This window comes from Alienimonas sp. DA493 (assembly GCF_043951915.1).
Taxonomy (GTDB): domain Bacteria; phylum Planctomycetota; class Planctomycetia; order Planctomycetales; family Planctomycetaceae; genus Alienimonas.
On sequence record NZ_JBINJD010000005.1, the window covers coordinates 23,835 to 48,748 of the forward strand.

The following is a 24,914-nucleotide window of genomic DNA, read 5'->3' on the forward strand; positions in this document are numbered from 1 at the left end:
GCTCCCGCGGACGCGAGCGATGCCCGCGTCCCTCGCTGACGCTTCGGGTTGGTGATCCGGCCGTTCGGCGCCGAGGGACGGGACGACGCGGGGTCACGGGGGCCCCTACACTGTCGGCATGTTCGCCCGCCTGATTCTCACCGCCGGTTGTTCCCTCCTGCTCGGGGCCGTGCACCCCCAGCACGTCACGCTGGCGGAGGCGGAGTGGAACCCGGACAGCCGCTCCCTCGAAGTCGCCCTGCGGATCACGCCGGCCCAGTTGGAGGAGGTCGTCGAACGGCACGCCGGGCGGGCGGTCGATCTGGACGCGGAGAGTTCCGACGCCGCCGTCGCCGCCTGGCTGCGGAGCGCCTTTGTCGTCGTCCCGCCGGACCCGGACCCCGCCGACGACGAGGCGCCTGCCCCGGCCAAGTTGAAGTACGTGGGGAAAGAGGTGGGGATCAGCGTCGGCTGGGTTTACTTCGAGGTCCCGCTGCCCGGCGGCTGGGAGGGCGTGACGATTGCGGACCGGGTGCGGCTGGACGTCGAACCGGAGCAGCACAACACGCTGGTGTTCTCCGTGACCCGGCCCGCCCCGAAGGTAGCCGGCCCCGACGGGACGCCGCGGACGGAACGAGCCAGCTACACGTTCGACCGCCGCACGCCGGCCCACACGCTGCGGGCGGCGGACCTGAAGCCGCTCAAGAAGTCAGCGACCGATGCGGCCGCCCCTCCCGCTTCGCGGAGATGAACCCGGCGCCGAAGCCCAGCGCCAACCCGGAGAAGTGGGCCACGTTGGCGACGGCGATGATGCTGCCCGACAGGCAGAGCACCAGGAACGCCAGCATGAAGAAGGTCGAGTTGGTCGACAGCGTGGTCAGCGGCCGCCCGCCGCGTTTCCGGCCGACCTCGAAGCCGAACAGCGCCACGGCGACCCCGCTGAAGCCGCCGAAGCGGGGGCTCTCCTGGAAGTCGAACAGTCCGAGCACGGGCAGGCCGAACCGCATGTCGGCGTAGTACTCCGCGACGTTCGACAGCCCCGCGACCGCCAGCACCCCGAGCAGGAACCGCCACCAGCCGAAGCGGCCCTCCAAGATCGCCCCGAGGCCGACCAGCCAGCTCATGTTGAAGGCGAGGTGAATCGGGTTGGCGTGCAGCAGCGCCGGGGTGAACGGCCGCCAAAGCTCCCCCCGGGCCAGCGTTTCGCCGAGGGTGTCGAACTCGATCCGCACCCACCCCTGGCGGAGGGGCACGACGCTGTTCTCCGTGATCCAGAGCCAGTGGATCAGCGGTTCCTGCCGGCTCCACAGGCTCCACGGGTCGTCCGTCCCGCCCCAGCCGAACGCGGCGACCAGGCAGCAGACGGCGATCAGCCCTGCGCAGACCGGCGCCCGCTTCCACAGCGGGGCGCCGCTCGCGGCGTCGCGGAACGTGTCCCGGCCGCGGCGGAAGCGTTTGGCGGCGGCCTTGCGCTCCTTCTCCGCGGCGGCCCGCAGACGGTCGGCCTCGGCGGAGGCGGCGACGAAGCGGTCCGCGTCCGGGTCGTCGAGGAACGCGGCGAGCGTCCGCTGGGCCGTTTCGAGGTCGTCCTCTTCCACCACCCACACGGCGGCGTCCCCGGCGCCGGGACCGACCGATTCGTCGGGGCGAAACTGGGCGGGCACGCCGGAGGCGACGAGCACGTCCGTCAGCCGGGCGGCGCGGTCCGGCGGGAGTTCGACAAGCAGACGCAACGAGACGGCGGGTGCGGGGGGCGAAACGGGACGGAGGAGTCGCCCCACTGTACCCGCGACCGCTTCGGCCCGCCCGGCCGCCCCGGTTGGCTCCGCGACGACCCGGGGCGGACGCGGGCCGGAACCAACGCGGCCCGGGACGAGAACTGAAGGGGTTCGGGAGCGAATCGGGCTTCGTCGGAAGAATCGGCAAAGTCGGCTCATGCGGCGCGGACGAACGGCCGATACCGGGTGTGCGGGCGGTTCGCGCCCCCACCACTCCCGATCCTTCCGGCCCGTCAGTTCGGGCGCCGACGATCGGACGACTTCGAGGACGAGCGAAAGTCCCCCATGCCGCCCGCGACCCCCAACGATCCCGCCGCCGTCCCCCACGCCAGCGGCCATGTCGAACACCCGCCGATCTCCGCCGCCGCCCGGGCCGCCGCCCCGCCGCACCCGCCGCGGCCGGTGACCGTGCCGCCCGCCTCCGTGTCCGGCAAGCCGGCGTCGAGCTCCCCGGCGTTCAGCCGTCCCTCCGGGGCGGTGACCTCCCTGCCGGCGAACAGCCCGCAGTCCTCCTACTTCACCGGCCCGGCGGTCGCCGCCGTCACCGCCGGTCGCGGAGCGGTGGTCAGCGGCTCGCCCTACAGCCCGCAGGGCTCCGGCCAGCCGACCGCTTCGCACGGCGAGCGGGTGGAGCACCCCCCGGTGGTGCCGTTCGCCCGTCCGGCCGCCCCGGCGCCGCAGCCGGCCCGGCCCGCCGCTCCGACGCAGGCCGCCCGCCCGACCGGCCCGGCGACGATCCCGGCGGAGCACCGCTTCGCCTCCCAGCCCCACCCCGCCGCCCCGGCCGGTCCGCGGGAGGAATACGCCCAGATCGCCGGGAGCATCGGCCCGACCCGGGAGGTGCCGACCCCGGAACTCTCCCCGGCCGACGCCGCCGCCAACCGCGTGCTGGACACGCTGATGAAGCTCGGCCACCGGGTGCGAGGCGTGCTCGACGCCCGGTTCGCCGGGATGAAGATGACCGACGCCCGCTACATGGCCCTGCGGGTCGTGCAGGACAGCGCCCCGGAAGGGTGCACCCAGGCGAAGCTCGCCGCCGCCCTGGGCCAGTGCGAGAGCAGCGTGAGCACGTTGGTGGAGCGGATGCGGACCGGCAAGCTGGTCTACCGCCTGCACCCCAAGAGCGACCGCCGCAAGCGGGTCCTGCTGCTGACCGACCAGGGCCGCGAGGCCTTGGAACAGGCCGAGGCCGCCCGGGCCGAAGCCGCCAAGGAACTGTGCGTCGCCCTCTCCCACGAGGAGCGGGACGGGCTGTGCGAAGCCCTCAGCCGCCTGCTGGAAGGCGTGCAGCAGACCGACGCCGACGCCGGCCGACGCCGCAAAGTCGCCTGACGGACGCTTTTTGACTCAATCCTGAGAGTCCCCGGGGATCAACCGACTCCCGGGGACTCTTTCGCTGCCCGCCTCCGCCTCGCCCGCCGATGACCTACCGCCGTGACCGCCGCCGGTTTGCGTGCCCCCCGGGCGCCCCCGCCGTGAGGCCCCCGTTCCGGGGCCGGCGGGCCTGCGGGTTCGCCCTGCTGGCGGCGACGGTTTGTCTGCCGATCGGCTGCGGCAAGGCGTTCTGGCGTCAGAACGCCGACGCCGAGGCCTACGGGCTGGCCTGGGAGAAGAGCCAGGACCCCCGCTGGGCCCCGCCGCGGCTGGACATTATCCCGGACCCCCGCAGCCGGTTCTTCGACCCGAATCACCCGGACTGCGAGCCGGTTCCGCCGGACGACCCCGCGGCGAACCGGTTCATGGACCGGATGGGCGATTTCGGCCGGATCAAGGGGGACGACGACTGGCACGAGACGTACGGCTACACGCCGTTCATCGAAAACCCGCTGTGGTTGGAGCGGTTCGGCCTGACGCGGGCCGGGCTGAACGCCGCGTGGGCCGCCCACCACGGCGACGCCGACGCCGAGGGCGGCGTGCGGCAGGCCGGCTTTCAGACCGGGCTGATCGATCCCGAGGAGACCGCCCCGCTGCGGCGTCCGGTCCCGCCGGACGAGGCCGGGCGGGGACCGGAGCGGTTCCGCGCCGGGGACGTGGACGCCACCGTCGTGCCGGACGAGGGCGAATTTGCCGGACTGGAGCCGACCGAGGACGTCGGCGGGTCCGATTTGGACTCCGGCAACCCGTTCCTGCCGGCGGTGCACAACCTCACCCTGCCGGGGGCGATCGAGCTGGCGTACATCCACAACCGGGAGTACCAGACGATCCTGGAGGACGTCTATCTGGCGGCGCTGGCCCTGTCGTTCGAGCGGTTCCGCTTCGACGTGCGGTTCCTGGGGCTGGGCGGGAACCCGCCGGGCGTGAACTTCCAGGACGAATACCTGCGGCGGCCGCTGGCGGACACCAGCACCGTCACCTCGAACTTCGGGATCTCCCGGCTGCTGCCCGCCGGCGGACAGTGGGCGATCGAACTGACGAACAACACGCTGTACGTGTTCGGCGGCGGGGCGGACAGCGCCAGCGCCAGCCTGATCAGCTACTCGCTGGTCCAGCCGCTGCTCCGCGGCGCCGGGCGGAAGGTCACGCTGGAAGCCCTCACCCAGTCGGAGCGGAACCTGCTGTACGCGATCCGGGAACTGGCCCGGTTCCGCAAGACGTTCTTCGCGGACGCCGCCACCGCCGGACCGGGCGGGGGGTATCTGGGGCTGCTCACCCAGGTGCAGACGATCAACAACCTGCGGGACAACATCCGCCGGACGGAGCAGTTGTTGCAACTCCGCCGCGAACTGGACCGGCAGCGGCCGCCCAAGTTCCCGGTGCCGCTGGCCCGGCTGCCGGACGACGTGATCGACGACGTGCCGGCGGACATCCTGGCCCGTCCCGGAAGCCGCTTCGCGGAGCCCGGCGAGGAGGTCCCCACCGTCGAGGAGCGGCTGCGGGCCGGCGAGCCGGTGCAGATCAACATTCCGTTCACCGGCCCGCTGGAGGGCGTCGCCCGCTACAACCCCTCGCTGGGGCTGTTGGAGGTGGTCGACGGCATCACCGAGGCGGAGGAGCAGGCCCTGCTGGAGCTCTCCGACGACCCGCTGTTCCGCGACGCCGCCGCGGAGGCGATTGCCCAGATCCGCACCGACCCGGTCACGCTGGCCGCCTCGCAGCTGGAAAGCAACCTGGTCAACCTCATCACCCGGCTGCGGCAGGCGGAGGCCTCCCTGCAGGACAACCTGGACAGCTACAAGCTGTACCTCGGCCTGCCCCCGGACATGGTCGTCACGCTGGACGAGTCCTTCCTGCAGCCGTTCCAGCTGATCGACGCGGACCTGATCGCCAACGAGCAGGTCGTGGAGGAGTTCGTCGCGGAATGGGCCGCCCTGAACCTGATCGGGTCGGACGAGGAGACCCTCGCCGCCGCCGAGGCGATTCCCGCGGAGGCGATCGCGGAGGTCGTCCGCGGCCTGGCGGAACTCAACGAACGCACCCGGGCGGTGGTGCGGGACCTGCTGGAAACCGATTTGGAAAACGTCCGCAGCTTCGAGGAGCAACGCCTCAGCGAGCTGGACGAACTGCAGCAGGCCCGCTTCAGCCGCGACCTGGACCGGGACGAACTCACGCTGAACACGCTGCTCCGCGGTCTGGACCGCCGAACCACGCAGCTGACGGAAGTGTTGGCCGAGCTGAACGCCCCGAACGTCACGGCCCGGACCAAGGCGCGGGCGGCGGACCTCGTGGGCACGCTGCGGGAGGACCTCCTGCGGGACGCCCGCGGGGCGGAGGTCGTGCAGACGGGCTTGCGGGTGGAGCAGCTCGCGCTCAATCCGTTCGACCTGCCGCTGGAGGCCGCCGTGCAACTGGCGCTGGAGAACCGGCTGGACCTGATGAACCAGCGGGCCGCCGTCACGGACGCCCGCCGGCAACTGGAACTCGCCGCCAACGCGCTGCAGGGCGTGCTGAACCTCACCGCGAACGGCAACTTTCGCACTCAGCCGCTGTTCAACGCCGACGGCAGCACGAACCCGCTGGACTTCCGCCTCGACGACAGCGACTTCAACGTCGGCGTGGAGTTCGACACCCCGCTGGACCGCGTGCAGGAACGCAACGCCTACCGGGCGGCGCTGATCGATTACCAGCGGGCCCGCCGGGACTTCATCGCCGCCGAGGACGCCGTCCGGGCGGACGTCCGCACCGCATGGCGGCAGCTCGCGGTGCTCAAGCAGAACTTTGAAACGACCCGGCAGGCGGTCCGCATCGCCGCCGTGCAGTTCGACAACGCCGTCGAACGGCAGTTCGGCCCCGGCGGCGGCGGCAGCCAGTTCGACCTGCTCAACGCCCTGAGCAGTCTGCTGGGCAGTTCCAACGACCTCATCTCCACCTACGTGAACTACGAATCGGCCCGCGTGGCGATCCATCGGGACATGGGTCTGATGGTCGTCGGCCCGGAGGGGCTGTGGCGGGACGAGTTCTACCTCCAGGAGAACCTCCGCGTCCTCACCCCCGGCGAGGACGCCCCGGAGCCGGCCGAGCCGGAACTCGTGCCCTCCGAGTAACGGCGGCGGCGTCACGGCGGCGGGTTGCGGGGCGGGAACGGGGCGCGGCACCCTGCCCCGCCCCGTTTCCGTGGAGAGTCCCCGATGCCCGTCGCCCTCGCGGTCGCCGCCGCCCTCGCCGGCCTGCCGGCCCCCGCCGACGCGCCCCCCGCCGCGGCCGGCCCGGCGGCGGCGTACGTGCAGCTCGAACCGGTGCCGGGGGGCGCGGTCTCCTTCCGGGTTCGCGGCGTGGAGGCGACCCGCTGGCATCCCGGCGGGGCCGGCGGGCGGCCGTTCTTCTATCCCCTCACGGCGCCGACCGCCGCGCCGGGGGCCGGCTCGCTGGTGCGGATGGGGCACCCCGGCGCCCCCAATCACGATCATCACCGCGGCGTCTGGTTCGCCCACCGGGACGTGGACGGGCGGAACTTCTGGGAGAACGACCCCAACGTCGCCGTGCGGCAGACCGAATGGCTCGCCCTCGAAAGCGGCCTCGGCGAGGGCCGCATGGCCTGCCGCATCGCCTGGGTCGACGCCGACGGCCGCACGGTCCTGACGCAGGAACTCGTCACAGCCCTCCGTCCGCTCGGCTCCGCCCTGAACGAGGGCGGCTACGAACTCGAACTGACCGTCGCCTTCAGGCCGGGCGAGGACGGGCCGGGCGAGGACGGGCCGGATGTCGGCGGGCCGATCACCCTGGGGGAGACGAACTTCGGGCTGCTCGGCGTGCGGGTCGCTGAGAGCGTGTCCGCACATTTCGGCGCCGGACAACTCACCGACGACGCCGGCCGCACGGGGGAGGCGGCAATCTTCGGCAACCCGGCCCGCTGGGTGGACTACAGCGGCCCCGTCCCCGTCGGCCGCGGCGACGGCTTCCGGTTCGAACCGCACGGCGTGACCGTCTTCGACCACCCCGCCAACCGCCCCGCCGCGGACGGGGACGAAAGCGACGAACCCGCCGGCGAACCGACCCGCTGGCACGTGCGGGCGGACGGCTGGATCGGCCCGTCGCTCTGCCGGACGGGGCCCCGGGAAGTCTCTGCGGAGGAGCCGCTGCGGTTGCGGTATCTGTTGCACGTGCACCCCGGGCCGTACGCGGCGGAGGCCGCGGCGGTCCGCTACGAGGCGTTCCTCGCCCGACCGGCGCCGGCAGTGCGGAAATCTTCCCGGCCGCACACAGCCTACGAGATCGTCCCCGCCCTCCCGACGCCGGCCGACCGGGCCGCGGGCGACTGAGGACGGGTCAGGCCGGCGGCGGTCAGGCCGGCACGGCGGGTTCCCAGCCGTCGGCGTAGTCGCGGTCCCACAGGGCGGTCGCCTCGTCGTCGTTGAGAATGCGGCCGGTCGCCGGGTCGCAGGTCAGCCGGCGGCCGACCCGGTGGGCGATGTTGCCGAGGTGGCAGGGCAGCGTGCTGCGGTGGGCGACGTCCGCCGGGGCGTGCAGCAGGCCGGGGTCGTCCGCCCGGATCGCGGCGACGAAGTTCGCGGCGTGGGCGGCGTCCATCTCGCCGAAGTCGACGTTGGCGCTGCGCTTCGTCTCCTTGCCCTGCCGGTCGAACGACCGGTAGCCGCCGCTGGTCAGCTGCACGGAGCCCTCCGTGCCGTGGAAGGTCACGCCGAAGCCGTCGCCCATCACGCCGAGCTTGTTGCAGGACAGCCCCTCCCAGGTCATCTGCTTGCCGCCGGGGAAGGTCCAGGCGCACTGGGCGGTGTCGGGCGTCTGCTGGTCGTCGTCCCAGGCGTAGCGGCCGGCGGCGCAGAAGACGGAGTCCGGGAACTCCGCGTCGAGCCCCCACCGGGCGAGGTCCAGCGCGTGCACGCCGTTGTTGCCCAGCTCCCCGTTGCCGTAGTTCCAGAACCAGTGCCAGTTGTAGGGGATCATCCCCGGGCGGTACGGCGCCCGCGGGACGGGGCCCTGCCACAGGTCGTAGTTCAGGGAGGGCGGCGGGTCGGTCGGGGCGTCCAGGTTCACCGGGCCGCGGCCGTTGGCGTACCAGGCGCGGGCCAGATAGACGTCGCCGATCCCCCCGCCGCGGACCAATTCCATCCCCTCCAGGATCGGCGGGGCGCTGCGGCGCTGGGTGCCGTGCTGCACGCAGAGTCCGGTTTTCTTCGCGGCGGCCGCCAGCCGTTCGCCCTCGGCGGGGGTGTGCGAACAGGGCTTCTCCACGTAGGCGTGCTTGCCGGCCTCCAGCGCCATCAGAGCCGCGGGGGTGTGCCAGAAGTTCGGCGCCGCGACCAGCAGGGCGTCGATCGTCGGGTCGGCGAGCACCTCCCGCACGTCCGTGGCGGCTTTCGGCGGGGCGTCGGACATCGCCGTCACGTCCTTCACCCCGCGGTTGAGCCGGCTGGCGTCCACGTCGCAGACCGCGGCGACCGTCACGTTCGGCAGGCCGGAGAACGCCTTCGCCAGCGCCAGGCCGCGGCCCAGCCCCATCACCGCGACCCGCACCGGCCGCCCGCCGGCGGCCGCGGCGCCCGCTTCGTCCCGGGCGACCGCCGGGACGGCCAGCGAGGCGCCGGCGGCGGCCGCGGAGGAGGTTTGCACGAACTGGCGGCGGGAGAGCGGCGGCGTCATCGGACCGGCGGGGGAGGAACGAACGGAACGGGGCACACGGCCCTCGACCGTACGAAATCCGTTTCGCCCCGTCGCTCGTTCCCGGAACCCGCCCGGCGGCGCCGGGCCGGCGAGATCGTCCGCCCCGGCGACGGCCAGCCGTCGCGGGAGGGGCCGGGGGTGGGGCCGCCCCCGCGACGTTCGGTCGCTCCGCGTGGCGGCGGCGGTCGGCTACCCTGCTCCGCCCCGTTTCGTTCCGGAGCCGCCCCGAGTCATGTGGAAGCGCCTGCAACGCCTGTGCTTCCGAGCGATCCGCTGGGTGTTCCAGCACGAACTCACCACGGCGCTGCTGGTGTTGGGCGTGGCGGCCGGCACGTTCGGATTCGTTCAACTGGCGGACGCCGTCACCGAGGGCGACAGCACCGCGGTCGACCGCACCGTGCTGCTGTCCCTCCGGCACGCCGACGACCACAGCGACCCGATCGGCCCGCACTGGTTTGAGGAGATGGCCCGGGACGTGACCGCGATCGGCAGCGTCGCGGTCCTGTCGCTGTTCACAATCGCGGCGCTGGGCCACCTGGCGATGATCGGACGCAAGAAGCTGGCGGCGGCGACGCTGGCGGCGATCGTCCTCGGCACGTTCGTCAGCTGGTTGATGAAGGTCGGCTTCGACCGCCCCCGGCCGGATCTGGTGCCCCACGAAACGCAGGTGTTCACCCGCAGCTTTCCCAGCGGGCACTCGGCGATGTCGGCGGTGGTGTTCCTCACGCTGGGTTGGCTGGCGGCGCGGGCTCAGCCCAGCAAAAAGGGCAAGATCTCCTTCGTGCTGGGGGCGACGCTGCTCACCCTGCTGATCGGCTCCAGCCGGGTGTACCTCGGCGTGCACTGGCCGACCGACGTGCTGGCCGGCTGGACGTTCGGCGCCACCTGGGCCGCCGCCAGTTGGCTGGCCCTGCGGTGGATCGACCGCTCCACCGAGGTCGACCTGGACGAGGAGGAGGCGGACGACGACGTCCTCCTGGCGGACGAGGCCCCCGCCCCGGCCGCCGGCACCCCAACGGCCGACGCCGCCGCGGGCAAACCGACGGCCTGACGGACGCGCGGGCGGCGTTCGTCGCGGCGGGCGGGGGGAGGACGGGGAGCCCCGCTCCGGCCGCGGTTGCGGCGGATCGACGGGGCGGCAGGATGCACGGTCGCCTTCGCCTCGCAGGAAGACCGCCGCCATGTCGCTCTCGCCGCCGCTCGCCGTCGCCGCCCTCGCGCTGGCCGGCCTCGCCGCATTCGCCCTCCCCGGCGCCCGGCTCGACCCGGCGGCCGCCCAGGACGGCCCGGTCCTCGTCGCGGACGGCCCCGAACTGCCCGGCGCCCGGGAGGAGATCCTCGCGAAGAACTTCCCCTCCCTGCAGGCGGCCTTCGACGCGATCCCGGCCGAGGGCGGCGTTGTCCGGCTGCCGCCTGGGGAGTTTCGCATCGAATCGCCCCTGCGGCTGGCCCGCGGCGACGTGCGGATCGTCGGCGCCGGCCCCGCCACGCACATTATTAACGACAATAAAACCGGCGAGCCGGCCCTGCTGCTCTCCCACCCGGACGGGATCGACGTCAAAAAAGCGGACAAACTCTGGCGGGTGGAGCTGACTGACTTCCGCGTCACCGGCAACCCGGCCAGCGGCCCCGGCGTGCACGCGATTCAAATCAACGAAATTTTTCTGCACGGTCTGTCCGTCTCCGAGCACGGCGGCGACGGCGTGCGGCTGGATTATTGCTACGAAGATCCCCGCGTCGCCGACTGTCTGTTCACCTATAACAAGGCCGCGGGTCTGAATATCATCGGCTGCCACGACATTGTCGTCTCCGCCAATCACTTCGAGGAGAACCAGGACGCCGTCCTCTGCACGGACGCCTACAACCTCTGCATGAACGGCAACAACCTCGACGACCACCTCGGCCGCGGGGTCGTCATCGAGAACACCTACGGCAGCGTTTTAAGCGGCAATATGATTGAGGAGTGCGCCGCCGCCGCGGTCACGCTGGACCGGGACTGCTACGGCATCACGGTCTCCGCGAACGTGATCGCCCACAACGGCGCCGGCGTAAATCTGATCGACGCCCACGGCTGCGCCGTGAGCGCCAACACCTTCACCATCATGCGGGGCGACGCCCTGCGGATCGGCGAGGGCAGCGGACGGATCACCGTGTCCGGCAATAATTTCTCCGACAGTTATCTCGGCGACGGCCAGGTGAGGCGAGCCCCGAACGACCGGGCGGCCGGCGGGATGGTCGCGGTCTCGCCGAAAGAGTTGGTCGTCGTCGGCAACCTGTTCAGCGGCCTGAGCGCCCCCGCGACGGACTTCCGCGGCGACGCCCCCCGCGACGTGGTGATGGAACAGAACGCCGTCTTCGACCCGCCGGCCGACGCCGATGCCAATGCCGACGCCGCCACGGAGTGACGGCCGCCCCCGTTCGCGTTCCCCCTTTCGTCCCGACGTCATGCTCCGCCCGTTTCTCCCGGCCGCGCTCCTGCTGCTCGCGGCGCCCGCCGGCGCCGACGAGCCCCCCGCCCCGACGGCCCCGGCGTTCACGCACCTCGCCGCTCCGGTCGACCTGTGGACGACGGGCGAACTGGCGTACCGCATTCCGGCGGTCTGCCGGTACGACGACGGGTCCGACCACGGACTCTTATTGGCGGCCTGCGAGGAGCGGGCGACGCTGTCGGACTCCGGGGAGATCCGCACCGTCCTCCGCACCAGCGCCGACGGCGGGGCGACCTGGTCGCCGTCGACCGTGATCGCCGAGAACGGCGACGGCACCGCCGGCAACCCGGTGTTCCTGCCGGACCCGCCGCGGGGCGTCGTGCACTTGATCTATACGACCAGCGGCGCGACCGATCACGAACGCCGCGTGCTGTCCGGCGAGGCCCCGCCGCGGCGGACTTTTTATACGCGGCTGACGGTCGACGACATGACCTGGGCGTCGCCGCGGGAGATTAGCGACACCGTGCGGGCCGACGGCTGGCGGTGGTACGCCACCGGCCCCGGCAGCGCCGGCGTCGTGCTGCCCTCGGGCCGGCTGATCGTCTCCGCGAACCACTCCGACCCGGCGAACGGCATGCCGGGATACAAGTCGCACGCAATTTATTCCGACGACGGCGGCGCCACGTGGACCCACACCGCCCCGATCGGCCCGACCGGGGCGAACGAAACGACCGTCGCGGCGCTGCCGAACGGCGAGTTATTGATGTCGATCCGCGACCAGTCCGGCGGGCGGCGGCTGTTCGCCCGCTCCACGGACGGCGGGGCGACCTGGCCGGAGACCGCGGCCCGATCTGAGTTGGACTGCCCGCCCTGCCAGGCGGGGCTGGCGGTCGCCGAGGGCCGCGTGCTGCTCTCCCTCATCCCCGACCCCGGCCCGCGGCGGGGGCTGAGCGTCCTTTCCGCCCCCGTCGAACCGCTGCTCAATTCGGACGACCCGCTGCCGGCGTGGGACCGGGCCGGCGTCATCACGGCGGGGCCGTCGGCGTACTCGGCGCTGGTCGATCTCGGCGGCGGCCGCGTCGGGCTGCTGTACGAAGCGGGGGACAAGTCGCCCTACGAAACCGTCCGTTGGACGACGTTTCAGGTCGCCGACTGACGGCGGAACCCGTCGCACCTTCAATACCAACCCAAAGCGTCAGCGAGGGACGTCGACGCGACCTGCGACCGCTTCGCGGTCGGCCCTCGCTGACGCTTCGGGTTATTGCCTTGGCGGTCCGCTACTCCGCCGCGGGGCCGCGGAGGACCTTGTTAATGCCGTTGGGCGTCAGCTCCGGGGCCTGCTCCCACTTCGTCCCGTCTTCGGAATAAAACATCTTCCCGGGCCAGCCGGTGGAGATGAACCGCGCGCCGTCGGACCATACCAACTTCCCGCGGGGTTTGAGGGGGTGCGGCGCCCAGGCGAGGCCGTCGGCGGAGGAATAACTCTGTGTGCCGCCGCCGATGAGGAATTGCTCGCCGGTCCAGACGATCCAGCTGAACTTATCCGCTTCCGGGCGCTGCCGGGTCGTCCAGTTCCAGCCGTCCTCGGAGGCGGCGATCACCCCGGGGCCGACGGCCACGAACCGGCCGGCCCCGAAGGCCAGCCCCTTCAAATGCGGCAGATCGCGGCGAAAGCGGGCCTCGGCCCCGTCCTTCGAGTTGACGGCCCAATAAAACTCCTTGTTCTTCCCGCCCTCGCCCAGGAAGACGAACGTGCCGTTGCCGTAGGCCCCGTGGCGGAACCACATCGCCCAGCCGGGGAAGTCGTCGGCGGGGATCGCGGCGCCCTCGTGCCAGGTTTCGCCGTCGTCCGACCACAGCAGCGTGCGGTTCGGACCGCCGGCGACGAACCGGCCGTTCTCGTCGACGTTGGGGCCGAATACGATCGGATTCACGCGGTTCGGGGCTTGATAAACCTCGCGCCAGGTGCGACCGTCCTCGGAGACGAGAATGTGCCCGGCCTGCGTGTCGCGGCTCCACCCGCCGCCGCCCACGACGACGTACTTGCCCTGCCCGCGGGCGATCCCCATTAGATTATTGGAGTCGTCCTTGCCGTCGACGGCCCACTCCTCGGTGATCGTCCAATGCTTTCCGTCCTCGGAGATCATCCGCCGCCCGCCGTACCCCACGGCGACCCATTGCTCCCCGGCGTCGGCCGGTTCCGCCGCGGGGGCGACGGGAACGGACAACAACGCGGCCAGGGCCGCGGAGAGGAAAACGCGGCAGAGCATGAGTCGGCACCGGCGGGCGCGGGAACGGATCGGCGAACACGTTAACGTTCGCCCCCCGGCGCCACACCTGCGGCGCCGTCCTGCGGGCCGGAACGCCGCTTCAACACGAACCCGAAGCGTCAGCGAGGGAGGCCGGCGCCGCCCTGTCCGCAAAGCGGAACGCCCTCGCTCACGCTTCGGGTTGGCGGGCGATCAGGTTTCGGAACGGTGTATCAGGCGGCGAGGCGGACGGCCTCGCCGTTCTCGTCCGCCGCGGCGGCCTCCGCGGACGGGGCGCCGGCGTACATATAATCCCGCGTCAGCGGCAGGGCGGCCCGGTCCCGGGCGAGTTGCATCTGGAACACCAGGGCGTTGCCCTCCGCGAAGGCCATCTCGCAGCAGACGAGATAAAACTCCCACATGCGGCAGAAGCGTTCGTCGTACAACTCCGCGACCTTCGCCCGGTTCGCGGCGAAGCGGTCCGCCCACGCCCGCAGGGTTTTGGCGTAGTGGAGCCGCAGGATCTCCACGTCCGTGACCCATAGTCGGGCCTGCTCCGTGTGGGTGAACACCTCCGAGAGCGACGGCGAATAGCCGCCCGGGAAGATATATTTCCGCAGCCACGGCCCGGTGCTGCTGGGCGGGGTGCAGCGGCCGATGGAGTGCACCAGCGCCGCCCCGTCCGGCGTCAGCAGGCTCTTCACCTTGGCGAAGAACTCCGCGTAGTGGCCCACCCCGACGTGCTCGAACATTCCCACGGAGGCGATCCGATCGAACGGCCCGTCCAATTCGCGGTAGTCCTTCAATAAGAACTCGACCTTGTCGCTTAGCCCGAGTTTCTCCGCTCGCTCGCAGGCGACGCGGTGCTGCTCGACGGACAGCGTGACCCCCGTCACGCGCACGTCGTGCTCCTTCGCCAGATACAGCGCCAGCCCGCCCCACCCGCAGCCGATGTCCAACACCCGCTGGCCGGGGGCGAGGGCCAGCTTGGCGGCGATGTGCCGCTTTTTATTCCGCTGGGCGTCCTCTAAAGACTGCCCCTCGTGGGCGAAAATCGCGCAGCTGTATTGCAGGTCCTCGTCGAGGAACAGTTCGTATAGTTCCCGAGAGAGATCGTAATGGTGGGCGACGTTCTTCTGAGCCGTCCCGACCGGGTTGTATTGCCGAACCTTCTTCACCGCCTTGGAGAACCGCTTGAGCGTTTTCTGCAACGGGTGATCGACGAAGGCGAAGCGGTTCACGTTGAACAGGCGCAGGAAATCCCGCAGGCCGTCGACGCCCGCCGCCTCGCCGTTGGGGCCGGGGCCGCCGTCGGGGCCGCCGAACGTCAGCGTGCCGTTCATATAGGCCTCGCCCAGCCCCGGGTCCGCCTTGAGGAACAGCGTGCGATACAGTTTGCGGTCGTGCAGCCGGAAGGCGACGGCCGGTCCGGGCTCCTTCCCCCCGAACACGTGCGTCCCGCCATCGGCGTCGAACACGGTCAGGGTTCCGGCCTGGACGAACCGGCTGAGCAGGTGGGAGAGCGGGAACATCGGCGAGCGGCGGCGCGAGCGGTGGGGGGCGACCGTCTATAGAGCGTTTCGTCCGCCGCGCCCATCGCGGATCGGGGCGAGTCGTTAGGCTGCACGGCGTCCGTCTCGGCCCCCGCCCCCAATGCAGCCCCCAACGCAGCCCGCCCCGTGGCCACCTTCGAGAAAGCCGTCGAAATCGCCGCCCGCGCCCACGCCGGACAGCGGGACAAGGGCGGCCGCCCCTACCTCACCCACCCCCTGCGGGCGGCCGGCCGCATCGCGGAGCAGGACCCGGACGATCTGGACGCCCAGACCGTCGCCGTGCTGCACGACGTGGTCGAGGACAGCGACGTGACCTTCGACGACCTGCGGGCGGAGGGGTTTTCGGAGCGGGTCCTCGTCGCGCTGGAACTCCTCACCCACGGGCCGGAGCAGTCCTACGCGGACTACGTCGTCGCCCTCGCCGCCGCCCCGATCGCCCGGCGGGTCAAGCTGGCGGACCTGCACGACAACACCCTGCAGAGCCGCACGATATTCCGGGAGGGCCGGGAGGCGGAGGACTTCGACCGCATGCGGAAGTACGCCCTCGCCTATCAATTCCTCACGAGGCGGATCGACGAGGCCGAATACCGCCGCCGCATGGCCGCCGCGTAACCGCCGGGACGGTCGCCGCGCGCGGGTCGGCGTAGGCTCCGGCTCCCATGTCGCACGCTGCGGTCTGACCGATGTGCGGGAACGCGTCTCACCGCGGCGACGCGTCCTCCTGCGGGCCGACGTACACCCAGAGGTCGCGACGCCCTCCCCCCATTTTCGGGAGCCGGTCCCCCCGCAGCGCCTGCGACAACGGTCGCCAGCCGGGTTCCTTCGGCCGCTCGACCAGGGCGTAGCCGAGCAGCGCCCGCCAATCGCTGTGACGCTCCGCGAGGGAGTAGCCGCGCGCCTCGGCGAAATAATCCGCGTGGGGGTGCTCCGCCGGCAGGTTGAGCGACAGCGGTTCCGACTCGACGAACGCATACGGGTCGGCGGTGACGACCTCCTCCCCCGTTGTGCGGTTCGCGATGAGAAACAGCGGCCGGGAGCCCGGAACCGGCTTGGCATACAGCTCGAACGCGGCGGCGGGGGCGACGTTGCGATGCGGCAGGGAAACGGTCGTGCGAACTGTCGATTCCCGCGGGAATCGCAGCAGGCCGTAATCCACATGCGCCGCCAACTCGGCGGCCTGCCGCCTCACCTCGTCCCTCGAACCGACGACCAGGTAGCTGCGAAACCAGATGGTCGAGTCCGGCACGATGCGCAGTTTCGGGATGATCTCGCACACGTCGTAGTTGCGGAACGAGTTGGCCGGACGCTCGGCCCAGTCTCTCCAGCGCGTCTCATACAGCGGCTCGCTGGCGCGCCAGTCGCGGTACAGCGAATGCCTGAATTGAACGTACGGTTCGCCGGCGTCGCGGCGGGCGAGTTCCTCTTCAAGATGTTTGTCGCGCCCGAACACCAGCGCCAGGCTGGGGCTGTCGGCGGCCTCGGAGGCGCTGGACAGGTTCCAGCCGCCCGTTTTCCGGACGTCGATCGTGCCGTGCTCGCTGAGGAGCCCCTCCCGTCGCAGCAGTTCGCCCGTCGGCGAACTGACGCGCCGCACCGGCAAACTGCTGACCCGCGTGCCGCCCCAGGGGGCGTTCAGGTGGTCGAACACCACGTCCTCCCGGTCGCCGAAGTGATGCACGACCCACGTCAGCTCGATCACGCCGTCGCCCGCGTCCCGCACCTGCGTGTAATATAATAACGGCGAGCGGTGAATCGTCTTGAGTTGCGGCACGAGCCCCCAGTTCAACATCCGGGCCGTTCGCGTGTCTTCGTCGTAGTCCGCCGCCAGCAGCGGGCAGTACAGCGAGGGCGCGCCTACGTCCCCGGGGACGTAGGCGCCGGAGTTATGAATGAAGAAGGTGTCCGAATACCCGCTGTTCCGCAGGGCCCGGGCGAAGGCGGGGGGGACGTCGCCGGCCTTCTCGACCGCGGCGAGGCCGTTATAGCGCGTGCAGACGGCGACGAACTGCCAAACCTCGTCGTTCCAGGGCGAGAGCTTGCCGCCCGGCGCCCGCCAGGACGGCGGCACGCTCTCCCCGAACGGCCCCTGCAACGAATAAATCTGCCCGCCGCGGCCGAGCCGCAACCGGAATGAATTCTCCGGCCGCTGGTCGTGCCGCATCTCCAGGTGAAAGACCGCATGCTCGTCGAGGCGCTCGTCCCAGAGGGCCGGGTCGGTGGCCGTGAACGTTTCAACGAACCGCGTCTCGCCGCGACGCTCCGCGGCCACGGTCGCCGTCGGCGGGGGGAAGACGTCCAGCAGAGCGGAACCGTCCCTCGGCGGCGCCGCCTCCGCCTCCGGCGCCTCCGGGACTTCCCAGCGGAGGTTGCGAAAGCGGGGCGGCGCCCCCTGCCACGCCCGACCGAAGACGCGGGACGAGCGGGCGCCGCCGCGGGGGCCTCGCAATCGCGCGGTCTCGTTGAGCTCCAATTGTCGTACGCCGCTCCAGCCGGCCAACGCCTCGCCGTCGACGGTTTGGAAATCGCCCGGCGACAGCGACGCCGTCTGCCATCCGCCGTCGGTCGGGCGGACCGGGACGACGGCGACGTGGTCGTCGAGCCGGACCACCAACTCGTTCGCCCGTTCGGACCGTACGTCGAGCGTCAGCCGCGCTCCCGCCGGCGCCGCGTAGATCTCGTCCGAGAGTTTGTTCGTCGTGCGGCCCCAGCGTTCGGGCGCGTTCGTGAACCACTCCCGCTCCCAGCCCGGCTCGAACGTCTCGACGGCGACCGGCCCGGGGGCCGCGGGACGGGCCAGCGTGGGCCTCACGCCGTTCTCCCGTAGGCTCTCCGGGGAGGCGACCGTCAACAGCGACGACAGGTTGAAGCGGTCCGTCGTGTACGTTCCGTAATAATACCCGGCGCCGGTCACCGGCTCGTCCAGCGCGTATAATACGTTGGCGTACGCCCACAGCGGGGCGTCCGTCGAGGCGAGCGGCAGCGGGGCCGTCCAGCGGCCGGCCGTTTCGACCGCCTCGGCGTGGCGCCAGTAGCGGTGCACCACGTCGTCGCGGTCCGCGGGCGTCTCGTCCGGCTTGCCGTCCTGCGTGTAATATACGTCGACCGCGAGGATCGTCCGCGAGCGGTCCGGCTCGACGGTCAGCGTCGGCGTCCCGCCGGCGGCGGTGAGGTCGAGGATCGTCCGCGGCGTCTCCGGCGTGACGAACGCGCCTTTGAGATGTTCGTCGAACCACAATTGCGTGGCGACTTCGTACTCCGGGGCGTCCTGGTGGTTGCGGTGCGGCGAGCAGGTCGCCCGCCATTCGTCCGAGCCGATTTCCGAGATCGCCCGCGGCAGATCGCCGATACGGCCGTGGAAGTCGTTCGCGGGGCTGAGGAAGAAAATCGGACATTCGACGTGTTTTAGACTCGCGTCGTCGCCCAGTGTGGCCCGGAACAGCGGGCTGGCGTTGTCCCGGTCGCTGATCCCGCCGCAAGAGGGCGCCGCGGCTTTCACGCGGTCGTCGACGGCGGTCATCACCGTGAGTTTCCCGCCCATCGAATGGCCGTAGACGCCGAGGCGGCCGGCGTCGACCTCGGGGCGGCTCTCTAAATACGTCAACGCCCGACGGGCGGCGGTCGCGGCGAGGAACCAACCGCTGTTCCGCGGCGATTCGACCGCGTCCAGCGTCCAGGCCGCCGGCTCGGCGCTGGGAAACGCGTTGCCCGGGTTGCGGCCGGGGGCGTGGTAGCCGTCGACGGCCCCCCAATCGGTCGTGACGCGATAGGCCGGATCGTCCGTCCGCCCGTCCCAGAACAGCCGCACCTCGTCCGGCCCGACGCGGTAATCCCGGGCGGAGATTCGTCCTGCCCAGGCGATCGACACCGTGGCGTAGCCCCGGCGGGCGTTCGTCAGACAGGCCTTCTCGTCCGCGTACTGCCCGCCGCCGTGGATCTGCACCAAGCCGGGGACCGTCTCGCCCGCCGCCAAGTCGGCCGGAGCGCCGTACACCGCTGCGAGCGTCGCCTTTTCCCCTTTGAACACGCCGACGCGGAACCGCACCACCTTCATCGCGACGCCCTCCTCCTCCCACTCCCGCAACGTTTCGACCTCCAGCGGTTCGGCCCACGGGTCGAAGCCGGCCCACAGTTCCTTGAAGGTCGCGGGGGCCCGCCCGTTCTTGAGCGGCGGGAACGTATCCGCCGGTCGGTCGTCCCCGCGGGCCGCGGTCGTCGACAGGGCGATCGCCGCGAGAAGGGCGACGGGCAGCGGCGGAAGCGGTCGAAGCATGAGTCGAGCGGCAACGGAGCGGAACGCGGCGCCCCCAGTATGGCTCCGCCCGCCCCCGTTCGCCGCTGACGGCCGGCGCTTCCCCCGGACCGGCCGTCGTTGACGGCGCCAAGGGGCCGCCCGAAGCTTCACGACGTCCCGCATGCAGTTTCGCCAGGATTGATCGAATGTCGTCGCGCACCGGCCTCAACGGACCGTTCTGGTCGGCCGCCCTGTCCTGCCTGTTCGCGGCGACCGGCGCCGCGGTCGCGGCGGCCCCGAACGTGGTGATTATTTATACGGACGACCAAGGCTTCGGCGACGCCGGCGCCCTCAACCCGGAGGCGAAGTTCGAGACGCCGCACCTCGACCGGCTCGCCGCCGAGGGAGTGTCGTTCACCCACGCGCACAGCGCCGATTCCGTCTGCACGCCGTCCCGGTACGCGCTGCTGACCGGCCGCCTCCCGTGGCGAACGATCCTGAAGCGGGGCGTGTTCGGGGCGGAGCGGAAGGGGCTGATCGAAGACGGCCGGATGACGCTCGCCTCGCTGTTGAAGTCGCGGGGATATAAGACGGCGATGGTCGGCAAGTGGCATCTGGGGATGGACTTCCCCGGCGAGCGGGGCGCCCGCGATTGGTCGCGGCCGACGCTCGACATGCCGCTGGACAAGGGGTTCGATTATTTTTACGGCGTGCCGGCGTCGTTGAACTACGGGGTGTTGGCCTGGTTCGAGGGCCGCCGCGCCGCCGTCCCGCCGACGCTTTATACGGCGAAGAAGCCGAACCCGCGGTACGTCGACTACCGCATCCGCCCGCCCTACGCCGAAACCCCGGCCGACGCGCCGCGGGGGCAGAAACTGGAAGTCGCCCCCGACTTTATCGATAACGAATGCCTCGTGCGGTTCACCGACAAGGCGATCGAGTGGATGGGCCGGCAGGCCGCGGAGGCCCGCGACGGCACGCCGTTCTTCCTGTACCTGCCGTACACCTCGCCGCATTATCCGGTCTGCCCGCGGCCGGAGTTCCACGGCCGCGGGGAGGCCGGCGCCTACGGCGAGTTCGTGATTGAAACGGACCACCACGTCGGCCGCATCTTGACCTTTCTGGAGGACGAGGGGCTGGACGAGAACACGCTGATCGTGTTCACCAGCGACAACGGCCCGGAGAACTCGTGGAAGGGGCGGATCGAAAACTACGGACACGACAGCCGCGGCGGCTTCCGCGGAGGGAAGCGGAGCGTGTATGAGGGCGGCCACCGGGTGCCGTTCTTCGTCCGCTGGCCGGCGGGGATCGCCGAGCCGGGCCGCACCTGGGACGGGCCGATCGGCCAGGTGGACTTGCTGGCGACGCTCGCGGAGATCGTCGGCGCCCCGCTGCCGGACGACGCCGGCGAGGACAGCCAGAGCTTCGCCCCCGTGCTGACCGATCCGTCCGCCGACTTCGACCGCCTGCCCCTCGTCACCCACGGCAACGGCGGGGGCGATTACCGCTACGCCGTCACCGACGGCGATTGGAAGCTGATCCTGGGCGACGACCGACACGCCGCCGAACTCTACAACCTGACCGACGACCCCGCCGAGACCACGGACCGCGCCGCGGAGTTCCCGGACCGGGTCGCCGAACTGACGCGGTCGATCACGGAGATCGTGACCCGCGGCCGCACGACCCCCGGGGCGCCGCAGCCGAACGACACCGGCCACTGGGACGATCTGCACTGGATCGCCCCCGCCGCCTACGCCGCCGCCGCCGTCCCCCGCGACGCCCCCTGAGCGCCGCGGGAGCCGGCCCCGGCCCGCGGCCGGCTCAGGCGGTCTTCAAGTGTTTGTTGAAGAAGGCGATCGTCCGCTCCCAGGCCAGCTTCGCGTCTTCGGCGTCGTAACGGGGGGTGGTGTCGTTGTGGAAGCCGTGGTTGGCGCCCTCGTAGACGTATGACTCGAACGGCACGCCGGCCTTTTCCAGGGCCGCTTCGTAGGCCGCGGCGCCGGCGAGAATCCGCTCGTCCAGCCCGGCGTTATGAATTTGGATCGGCGACTCGATCTTCGAGACGTCCTCCGCGTCCGGTTGGCGGCCGTAGTAGGGGACGGCGGCGTCGATCACGTCCGGAATGCGGACCGCCAGCGTGTTCGCCATGCCCCCGCCGAAGCAGAAGCCCACGACGCCCACCTTGCCGGTCGAACGGGGGTATTTGTCGAGCCACCGGGCGGCGGCGATGAAATCCTGGGTCATCTCCTCGCCGTCGCGTTTCCGCTGCATCGCCCGGCCCTCGTCGTCGTTGCCGGGGTAGCCGCCCAGCGGGGTGAGGGCGTCCGGGGCCAGGGCGACGAACCCCGCGACCGCCAGCCGGCGGGCCACGTCCTCGATATACGGGTTCAACCCGCGGTTCTCATGAATCACCAGCACGGCGGGAAGCTTCGCCTCCACCCCGGCCCCGGCCCCCTTGGACGGCTGGGCGAGCAACCCGCGGATCTCCCCGCCGCCCTGGGGCGACTTGTAGGTGACGTACTCCGTTTTGATCCGGGGGTCGTCCGGTTTGACTTGCTGGGCGAGGGCGTAGTTCGGGGCCAGCGCGTTCAGCAGGGCCTCGGTGCCCACGCCCGCCGCCACGAACGCGGCGGCCTTGCGGGTGAAGGTGCGGCGGTCGATGCGGCTGTGGGCGAGATCGTCGTACAGATCCAGCAACCGCTGGTCGTACGCCGAGGCCGGCGGCCGGACAGCGGGATCGACGGGTTCGGGCCCCGTGGGTTCGGGAGACGGGGACGCGGCGGGATCGACGGACACGGGGGCGGCTCCGGGGAGGCGAACGCGGGAGAACGCCGTCAGCCTACCGAGGCGTTCTCTCCGATGCGTCGGTCCGTCCCGCCCTCGCGTCGGACGGCCGGGGCGGGAACACTGCCGCCCCCGTTCCGTCCCCCCGGCCGCCGCCCGCATGTCGCACTCCCCCCGCCCCGACGCCCCGCCCGCGGTGCAACTGGAGGGCGTCACGCTGCACCGCGGCGGCACGCGGATCCTCGACGGCGTCAGCGGCCGGATCGAAGCCGGCGAGACGGTCGCCCTGCTGGGGGCCAACGGCTGCGGGAAGACGACCCTCAGTCGGGTGACGCTCGGCCAGATGTGGCCCTCGGAGGGCGTCGTGCACGTGCTGGGGGAACGCCTCGGCCGGACGGAGCTGCGCAAACTGCGGCGGCGCATCGGCGTGGTCAACGGCGCCACGGACCTCGGCCCCGGGGAGTTGCGGCGGCCGGGCTCGATCGTCGACGCCCGGTTGGACGCCGTCGCGGCCGTCTGCACCGGCTTCTTCGCCACCGTCAGCCAGTTCGAAAAACCCACCGACGATCAGCGGGAGACCGCCGCGGAGCTGCTGCGGGTCGTCGGCCTCGGGCATCGGCTCTCCCACCCGCTGATGACGCTTTCCACCGGGGAGCAGCGGCGGGCGGTGCTGGCCCGGGCGCTGGTGACGCGGCCGGAACTGGTGATCCTCGACGAGCCCACCGCCGGGCTGGACCTGCCCGGTCGGGAGCAGTTGCTCGCCGCCCTGGCCGACCTGCGGGCCGCCCGGCCGCGACCGACGATCCTGCTCATCACCCATCACGTGGAGGAGATCCCCGGCGACGCCGACCGCGTGTGGCTGATGCGGGCCGGCCGGATCGTGGAGGACGGCGCCCCGGCCGAGACGCTGACGAACGACGCCCTCTCCGCCGCGTTCGGCTGCGACGTGCGGGTGAGCCACGAGCACGGCCGCTACTGGGTGCAGGTCGCCGCGAACCCGTGGGGCGACCCCGGCCGGTCCTTGGGGGATTGAGCTTCCAGGCAAGCGCCCCCGGGTATGCTGCCGTCCCCCCGTTTTGGCCAGCGCTCGGTCCGCCGGACGGCCTTCCCGTCGTCTTTTCGTCTGCGCGAGCGTCCAATGCCCGCCGACGGGAATTGCGCCGCGCCCGGTCTCACTCGGCGGGGCGGGCGTCGGCGGGAGCGTGGCGGTCGCATTTCGGGCAGTCGAGCCGATGCCCCCGCATCCCGCGGCGCCCCCGCGGGGTCGTCACCCACTCCCGCACCGTCCAGGGCGGGTCGTGCCGCACGTGCTGGTTGTGGCCGCAGGCCAGCTGCGCGACCCAATGCCCCTCCTCGTCCTGATGGTAGCCGGCGATCGGTTGCTTCATAACTGCTCCTGGGAAAACAAAGTCCGCCGCCTGCCAATCGGCCGCCGCCAATACTACACCTGGACATGCAGGTTTGGGGAGCCTATCCTGGACGGAGCGTCCGAGACCCGCGTCTCGCCTTCCCGCCCGTCGTGCATTGAGCAGTCTCATGGTTCGTCGAAACCGGATGTCGCCGACGTACTGCTTGACGTATTGCATGACGACGTTGGCGCTTGCCTTCGCGTCGTCGCCCTGCACGGCTCAACGCGACGGCTTCAGCGGTCCGCCTATTAACTACGAGACCGCCCCGGTCGACGACCCGGTGGCCCGGCTGGCCCGCCGACTGGAGGCCGGCGAAGTCGAATTGGCGTTCGACGAGGAGCACGGCTACCTCAAGTCCCTGCTCGGGGCGCTGGACGTGCCGGAGAGTTCCCAGACGCTGGTGTTCTCGAAAACCAGCATGCAGCGGAGCCGGATCTCCTCGCGGACGCCCCGCGCCCTCTATTTCAACGACGACGTGTATGTCGGGTTCTGCCAGGGCGGGGGCGTGCTCGAACTGGCGGCCACCGACGCGGAACAGGGCGCGCAGTTTTATACGTTGGAGCAATCCAAAGAGGAGCCGCCGCGGCTGATTCGGGACCGCGGCAACTGCCTGACCTGTCACGCCTCCACCCGCACGCAGGACGTACCCGGATACCTCGTGCGCAGCGTGTTCGCCCAGGCGAGCGGTCAGCCGGAGTTCGGCAGCGGTACTTTCACGACCGACCACGCCAGCCCGTTCGAGGAGCGCTGGGGCGGCTGGTACGTCACCGGCACGCACGGCGCCATGCGGCACATGGGCAACGCCGTCTATCACCGCCGGAAGGGCGATTTAGACCGCGAAGCCGGCGCCAACGTGACGTCGCTGGAGACCCGCGTCTCGACCGAGCCGTACCTCACCGAACACAGCGATCTCGTGGCCCTGATGGTGCTGGAGCATCAAACCCAGATGCACAACGCCCTCGCCTGGGCCAATTACGAAACGCGGCGGGCGATTCACCAGTCGCAGGTGATGAACGAGGCGCTGGACCGTCCGGCCGATTACCTCAGTCCCACCAGCACGCGCCGCATCGACGCCGCGGCCGATCGCGTGCTGGAATACCTGCTGTTCCGCGACGAGTTTCCGCTGACCTCCCCCGTCGCCGGCACGAGCGGCTTCGCCGAGGAGTTCGCGGCCCGGGGCGTCCGCGACGCGGCGGGCCGCTCGCTGCGGGACTTCGATCTCCAGACGCGGCTGTTCCGCCACCCGTGCAGTTACCTGATTTATTCGAAAGCCTTCGACGGGCTGCCCGACGAGGTACGACGCCGGGTCCTCATGAAGCTCAAGGCGATCCTGCGGGGCGGGACCGCGGCGGAGGAGTACCCGCGGCTGACGCCCGCCGACCGCCGGGCGCTGCGGGAGATTCTCACCGAAACCAAACCGGAATTCGCAGCGCTCGAATAACG

18 protein-coding genes are annotated in these 24,914 nt (G+C 71.2%); 11 read left to right on the forward strand and 7 right to left on the reverse strand.

The window, feature by feature from the left end; all coding sequences use genetic code 11:
• Positions 1-118 precede the first annotated feature (118 nt).
• Positions 119-730, forward strand: coding sequence for a DUF6702 family protein (locus ACG2DA_RS01370; protein WP_395253663.1), 612 nt, complete (start codon positions 119-121; stop codon positions 728-730).
• Here ACG2DA_RS01370 and ACG2DA_RS01375 read toward each other — a convergent pair.
• Complete coding sequence (locus ACG2DA_RS01375) at positions 681-1,712, reverse strand: rhomboid family intramembrane serine protease (RefSeq protein WP_395253664.1); 1,032 nt, start codon at positions 1,710-1,712, stop codon at positions 681-683. The genes ACG2DA_RS01370 and ACG2DA_RS01375 overlap by 50 nt on opposite strands.
• Before the next feature lie 330 nt (positions 1,713-2,042).
• Between ACG2DA_RS01375 and ACG2DA_RS01380 the strand changes: the two genes are divergently transcribed.
• From ACG2DA_RS01380 to ACG2DA_RS01390, 3 genes are all read left to right on the forward strand, one after another.
• The gene (locus tag ACG2DA_RS01380) at positions 2,043-3,089 is read left to right on the forward strand and encodes a MarR family transcriptional regulator (protein ID WP_395253665.1); all 1,047 of its coding nucleotides are present in this window, start codon (positions 2,043-2,045) and stop codon (positions 3,087-3,089) included.
• Between the two features lie 143 nt (positions 3,090-3,232).
• Positions 3,233-6,238 (forward strand): TolC family protein, encoded by a 3,006-nt coding sequence (locus ACG2DA_RS01385; RefSeq protein WP_395253666.1) that lies wholly within the window; start codon positions 3,233-3,235, stop codon positions 6,236-6,238.
• An 84-nt stretch (positions 6,239-6,322) separates the two neighbouring features.
• A complete protein-coding gene (locus ACG2DA_RS01390) occupies positions 6,323-7,453 on the forward strand; it encodes a DUF6807 family protein (RefSeq protein WP_395253667.1) in 1,131 nt (376 codons plus the stop codon).
• Positions 7,454-7,475: 22 nt separating this feature from the next.
• Here the strand turns inward: ACG2DA_RS01390 and ACG2DA_RS01395 are convergent, their stop codons facing one another.
• Positions 7,476-8,795 (reverse strand): Gfo/Idh/MocA family protein, encoded by a 1,320-nt coding sequence (locus ACG2DA_RS01395; RefSeq protein ID WP_395253668.1) that lies wholly within the window; start codon positions 8,793-8,795, stop codon positions 7,476-7,478.
• Positions 8,796-9,048: 253 nt separating this feature from the next.
• Here ACG2DA_RS01395 and ACG2DA_RS01400 point away from each other — a divergent pair, with 253 nt between their 5' ends.
• The 3 genes from ACG2DA_RS01400 to ACG2DA_RS01410 all read left to right on the forward strand — a co-directional run bounded on the left by ACG2DA_RS01400 (position 9,049) and on the right by ACG2DA_RS01410 (position 12,401).
• Positions 9,049-9,867, forward strand: a complete 819-nt coding sequence (locus tag ACG2DA_RS01400) for a phosphatase PAP2 family protein (protein WP_395253669.1) — start codon at positions 9,049-9,051, stop codon at positions 9,865-9,867.
• A gap of 130 nt (positions 9,868-9,997) precedes the next feature.
• Positions 9,998-11,221, forward strand: a complete 1,224-nt coding sequence (locus ACG2DA_RS01405) for a right-handed parallel beta-helix repeat-containing protein (RefSeq protein ID WP_395253670.1) — start codon at positions 9,998-10,000, stop codon at positions 11,219-11,221.
• Between the two features lie 40 nt (positions 11,222-11,261).
• Positions 11,262-12,401, forward strand: a complete 1,140-nt coding sequence (locus ACG2DA_RS01410) for an exo-alpha-sialidase (RefSeq protein WP_395253671.1) — start codon at positions 11,262-11,264, stop codon at positions 12,399-12,401.
• Between the two features lie 121 nt (positions 12,402-12,522).
• On the opposite strand, the gene ACG2DA_RS01415 is transcribed toward ACG2DA_RS01410, so the two are convergent.
• On the reverse strand, positions 12,523-13,515 hold the full coding sequence (locus tag ACG2DA_RS01415; RefSeq protein WP_395253672.1) for a hypothetical protein: 993 nt from the start codon (positions 13,513-13,515) through the stop codon (positions 12,523-12,525).
• Positions 13,516-13,727: 212 nt separating this feature from the next.
• Complete coding sequence (locus ACG2DA_RS01420; RefSeq protein WP_395253673.1) at positions 13,728-15,026, reverse strand: class I SAM-dependent methyltransferase; 1,299 nt, start codon at positions 15,024-15,026, stop codon at positions 13,728-13,730.
• Between the two features lie 147 nt (positions 15,027-15,173).
• Between ACG2DA_RS01420 and ACG2DA_RS01425 the strand changes: the two genes are divergently transcribed.
• On the forward strand, positions 15,174-15,659 hold the full coding sequence (locus ACG2DA_RS01425; RefSeq protein WP_395253674.1) for an HD domain-containing protein: 486 nt from the start codon (positions 15,174-15,176) through the stop codon (positions 15,657-15,659).
• 88 nt (positions 15,660-15,747) lie between these two features.
• Here ACG2DA_RS01425 and ACG2DA_RS01430 read toward each other — a convergent pair whose 3' ends face one another.
• Entirely contained in the window at positions 15,748-19,317 is a 3,570-nt protein-coding gene (locus ACG2DA_RS01430; RefSeq protein WP_395253675.1) for an alpha/beta hydrolase family protein, read from the reverse strand.
• Between the two features lie 167 nt (positions 19,318-19,484).
• Between ACG2DA_RS01430 and ACG2DA_RS01435 the strand changes: the two genes are divergently transcribed.
• Positions 19,485-21,065: an arylsulfatase gene (locus ACG2DA_RS01435; RefSeq protein ID WP_395253676.1), complete on the forward strand. Its 1,581-nt coding sequence runs from the start codon at positions 19,485-19,487 to the stop codon at positions 21,063-21,065.
• Positions 21,066-21,099: 34 nt separating this feature from the next.
• Here the strand turns inward: ACG2DA_RS01435 and ACG2DA_RS01440 are convergent, their stop codons facing one another.
• A complete protein-coding gene (locus ACG2DA_RS01440) occupies positions 21,100-21,975 on the reverse strand; it encodes a dienelactone hydrolase family protein (protein WP_395253677.1) in 876 nt (291 codons plus the stop codon).
• A 247-nt stretch (positions 21,976-22,222) separates the two neighbouring features.
• Between ACG2DA_RS01440 and ACG2DA_RS01445 the strand changes: the two genes are divergently transcribed.
• A complete protein-coding gene (locus ACG2DA_RS01445) occupies positions 22,223-23,095 on the forward strand; it encodes an ABC transporter ATP-binding protein (RefSeq protein WP_395253678.1) in 873 nt (290 codons plus the stop codon).
• A 139-nt stretch (positions 23,096-23,234) separates the two neighbouring features.
• Here the strand turns inward: ACG2DA_RS01445 and ACG2DA_RS01450 are convergent, their stop codons facing one another.
• Complete coding sequence (locus tag ACG2DA_RS01450) at positions 23,235-23,450, reverse strand: DUF3565 domain-containing protein (RefSeq protein WP_395253679.1); 216 nt, start codon at positions 23,448-23,450, stop codon at positions 23,235-23,237.
• A 166-nt stretch (positions 23,451-23,616) separates the two neighbouring features.
• Here ACG2DA_RS01450 and ACG2DA_RS01455 point away from each other — a divergent pair, with 166 nt between their 5' ends.
• On the forward strand, positions 23,617-24,912 hold the full coding sequence (locus ACG2DA_RS01455) for a hypothetical protein (protein ID WP_395253680.1): 1,296 nt from the start codon (positions 23,617-23,619) through the stop codon (positions 24,910-24,912).
• Positions 24,913-24,914 lie beyond the last annotated feature (2 nt).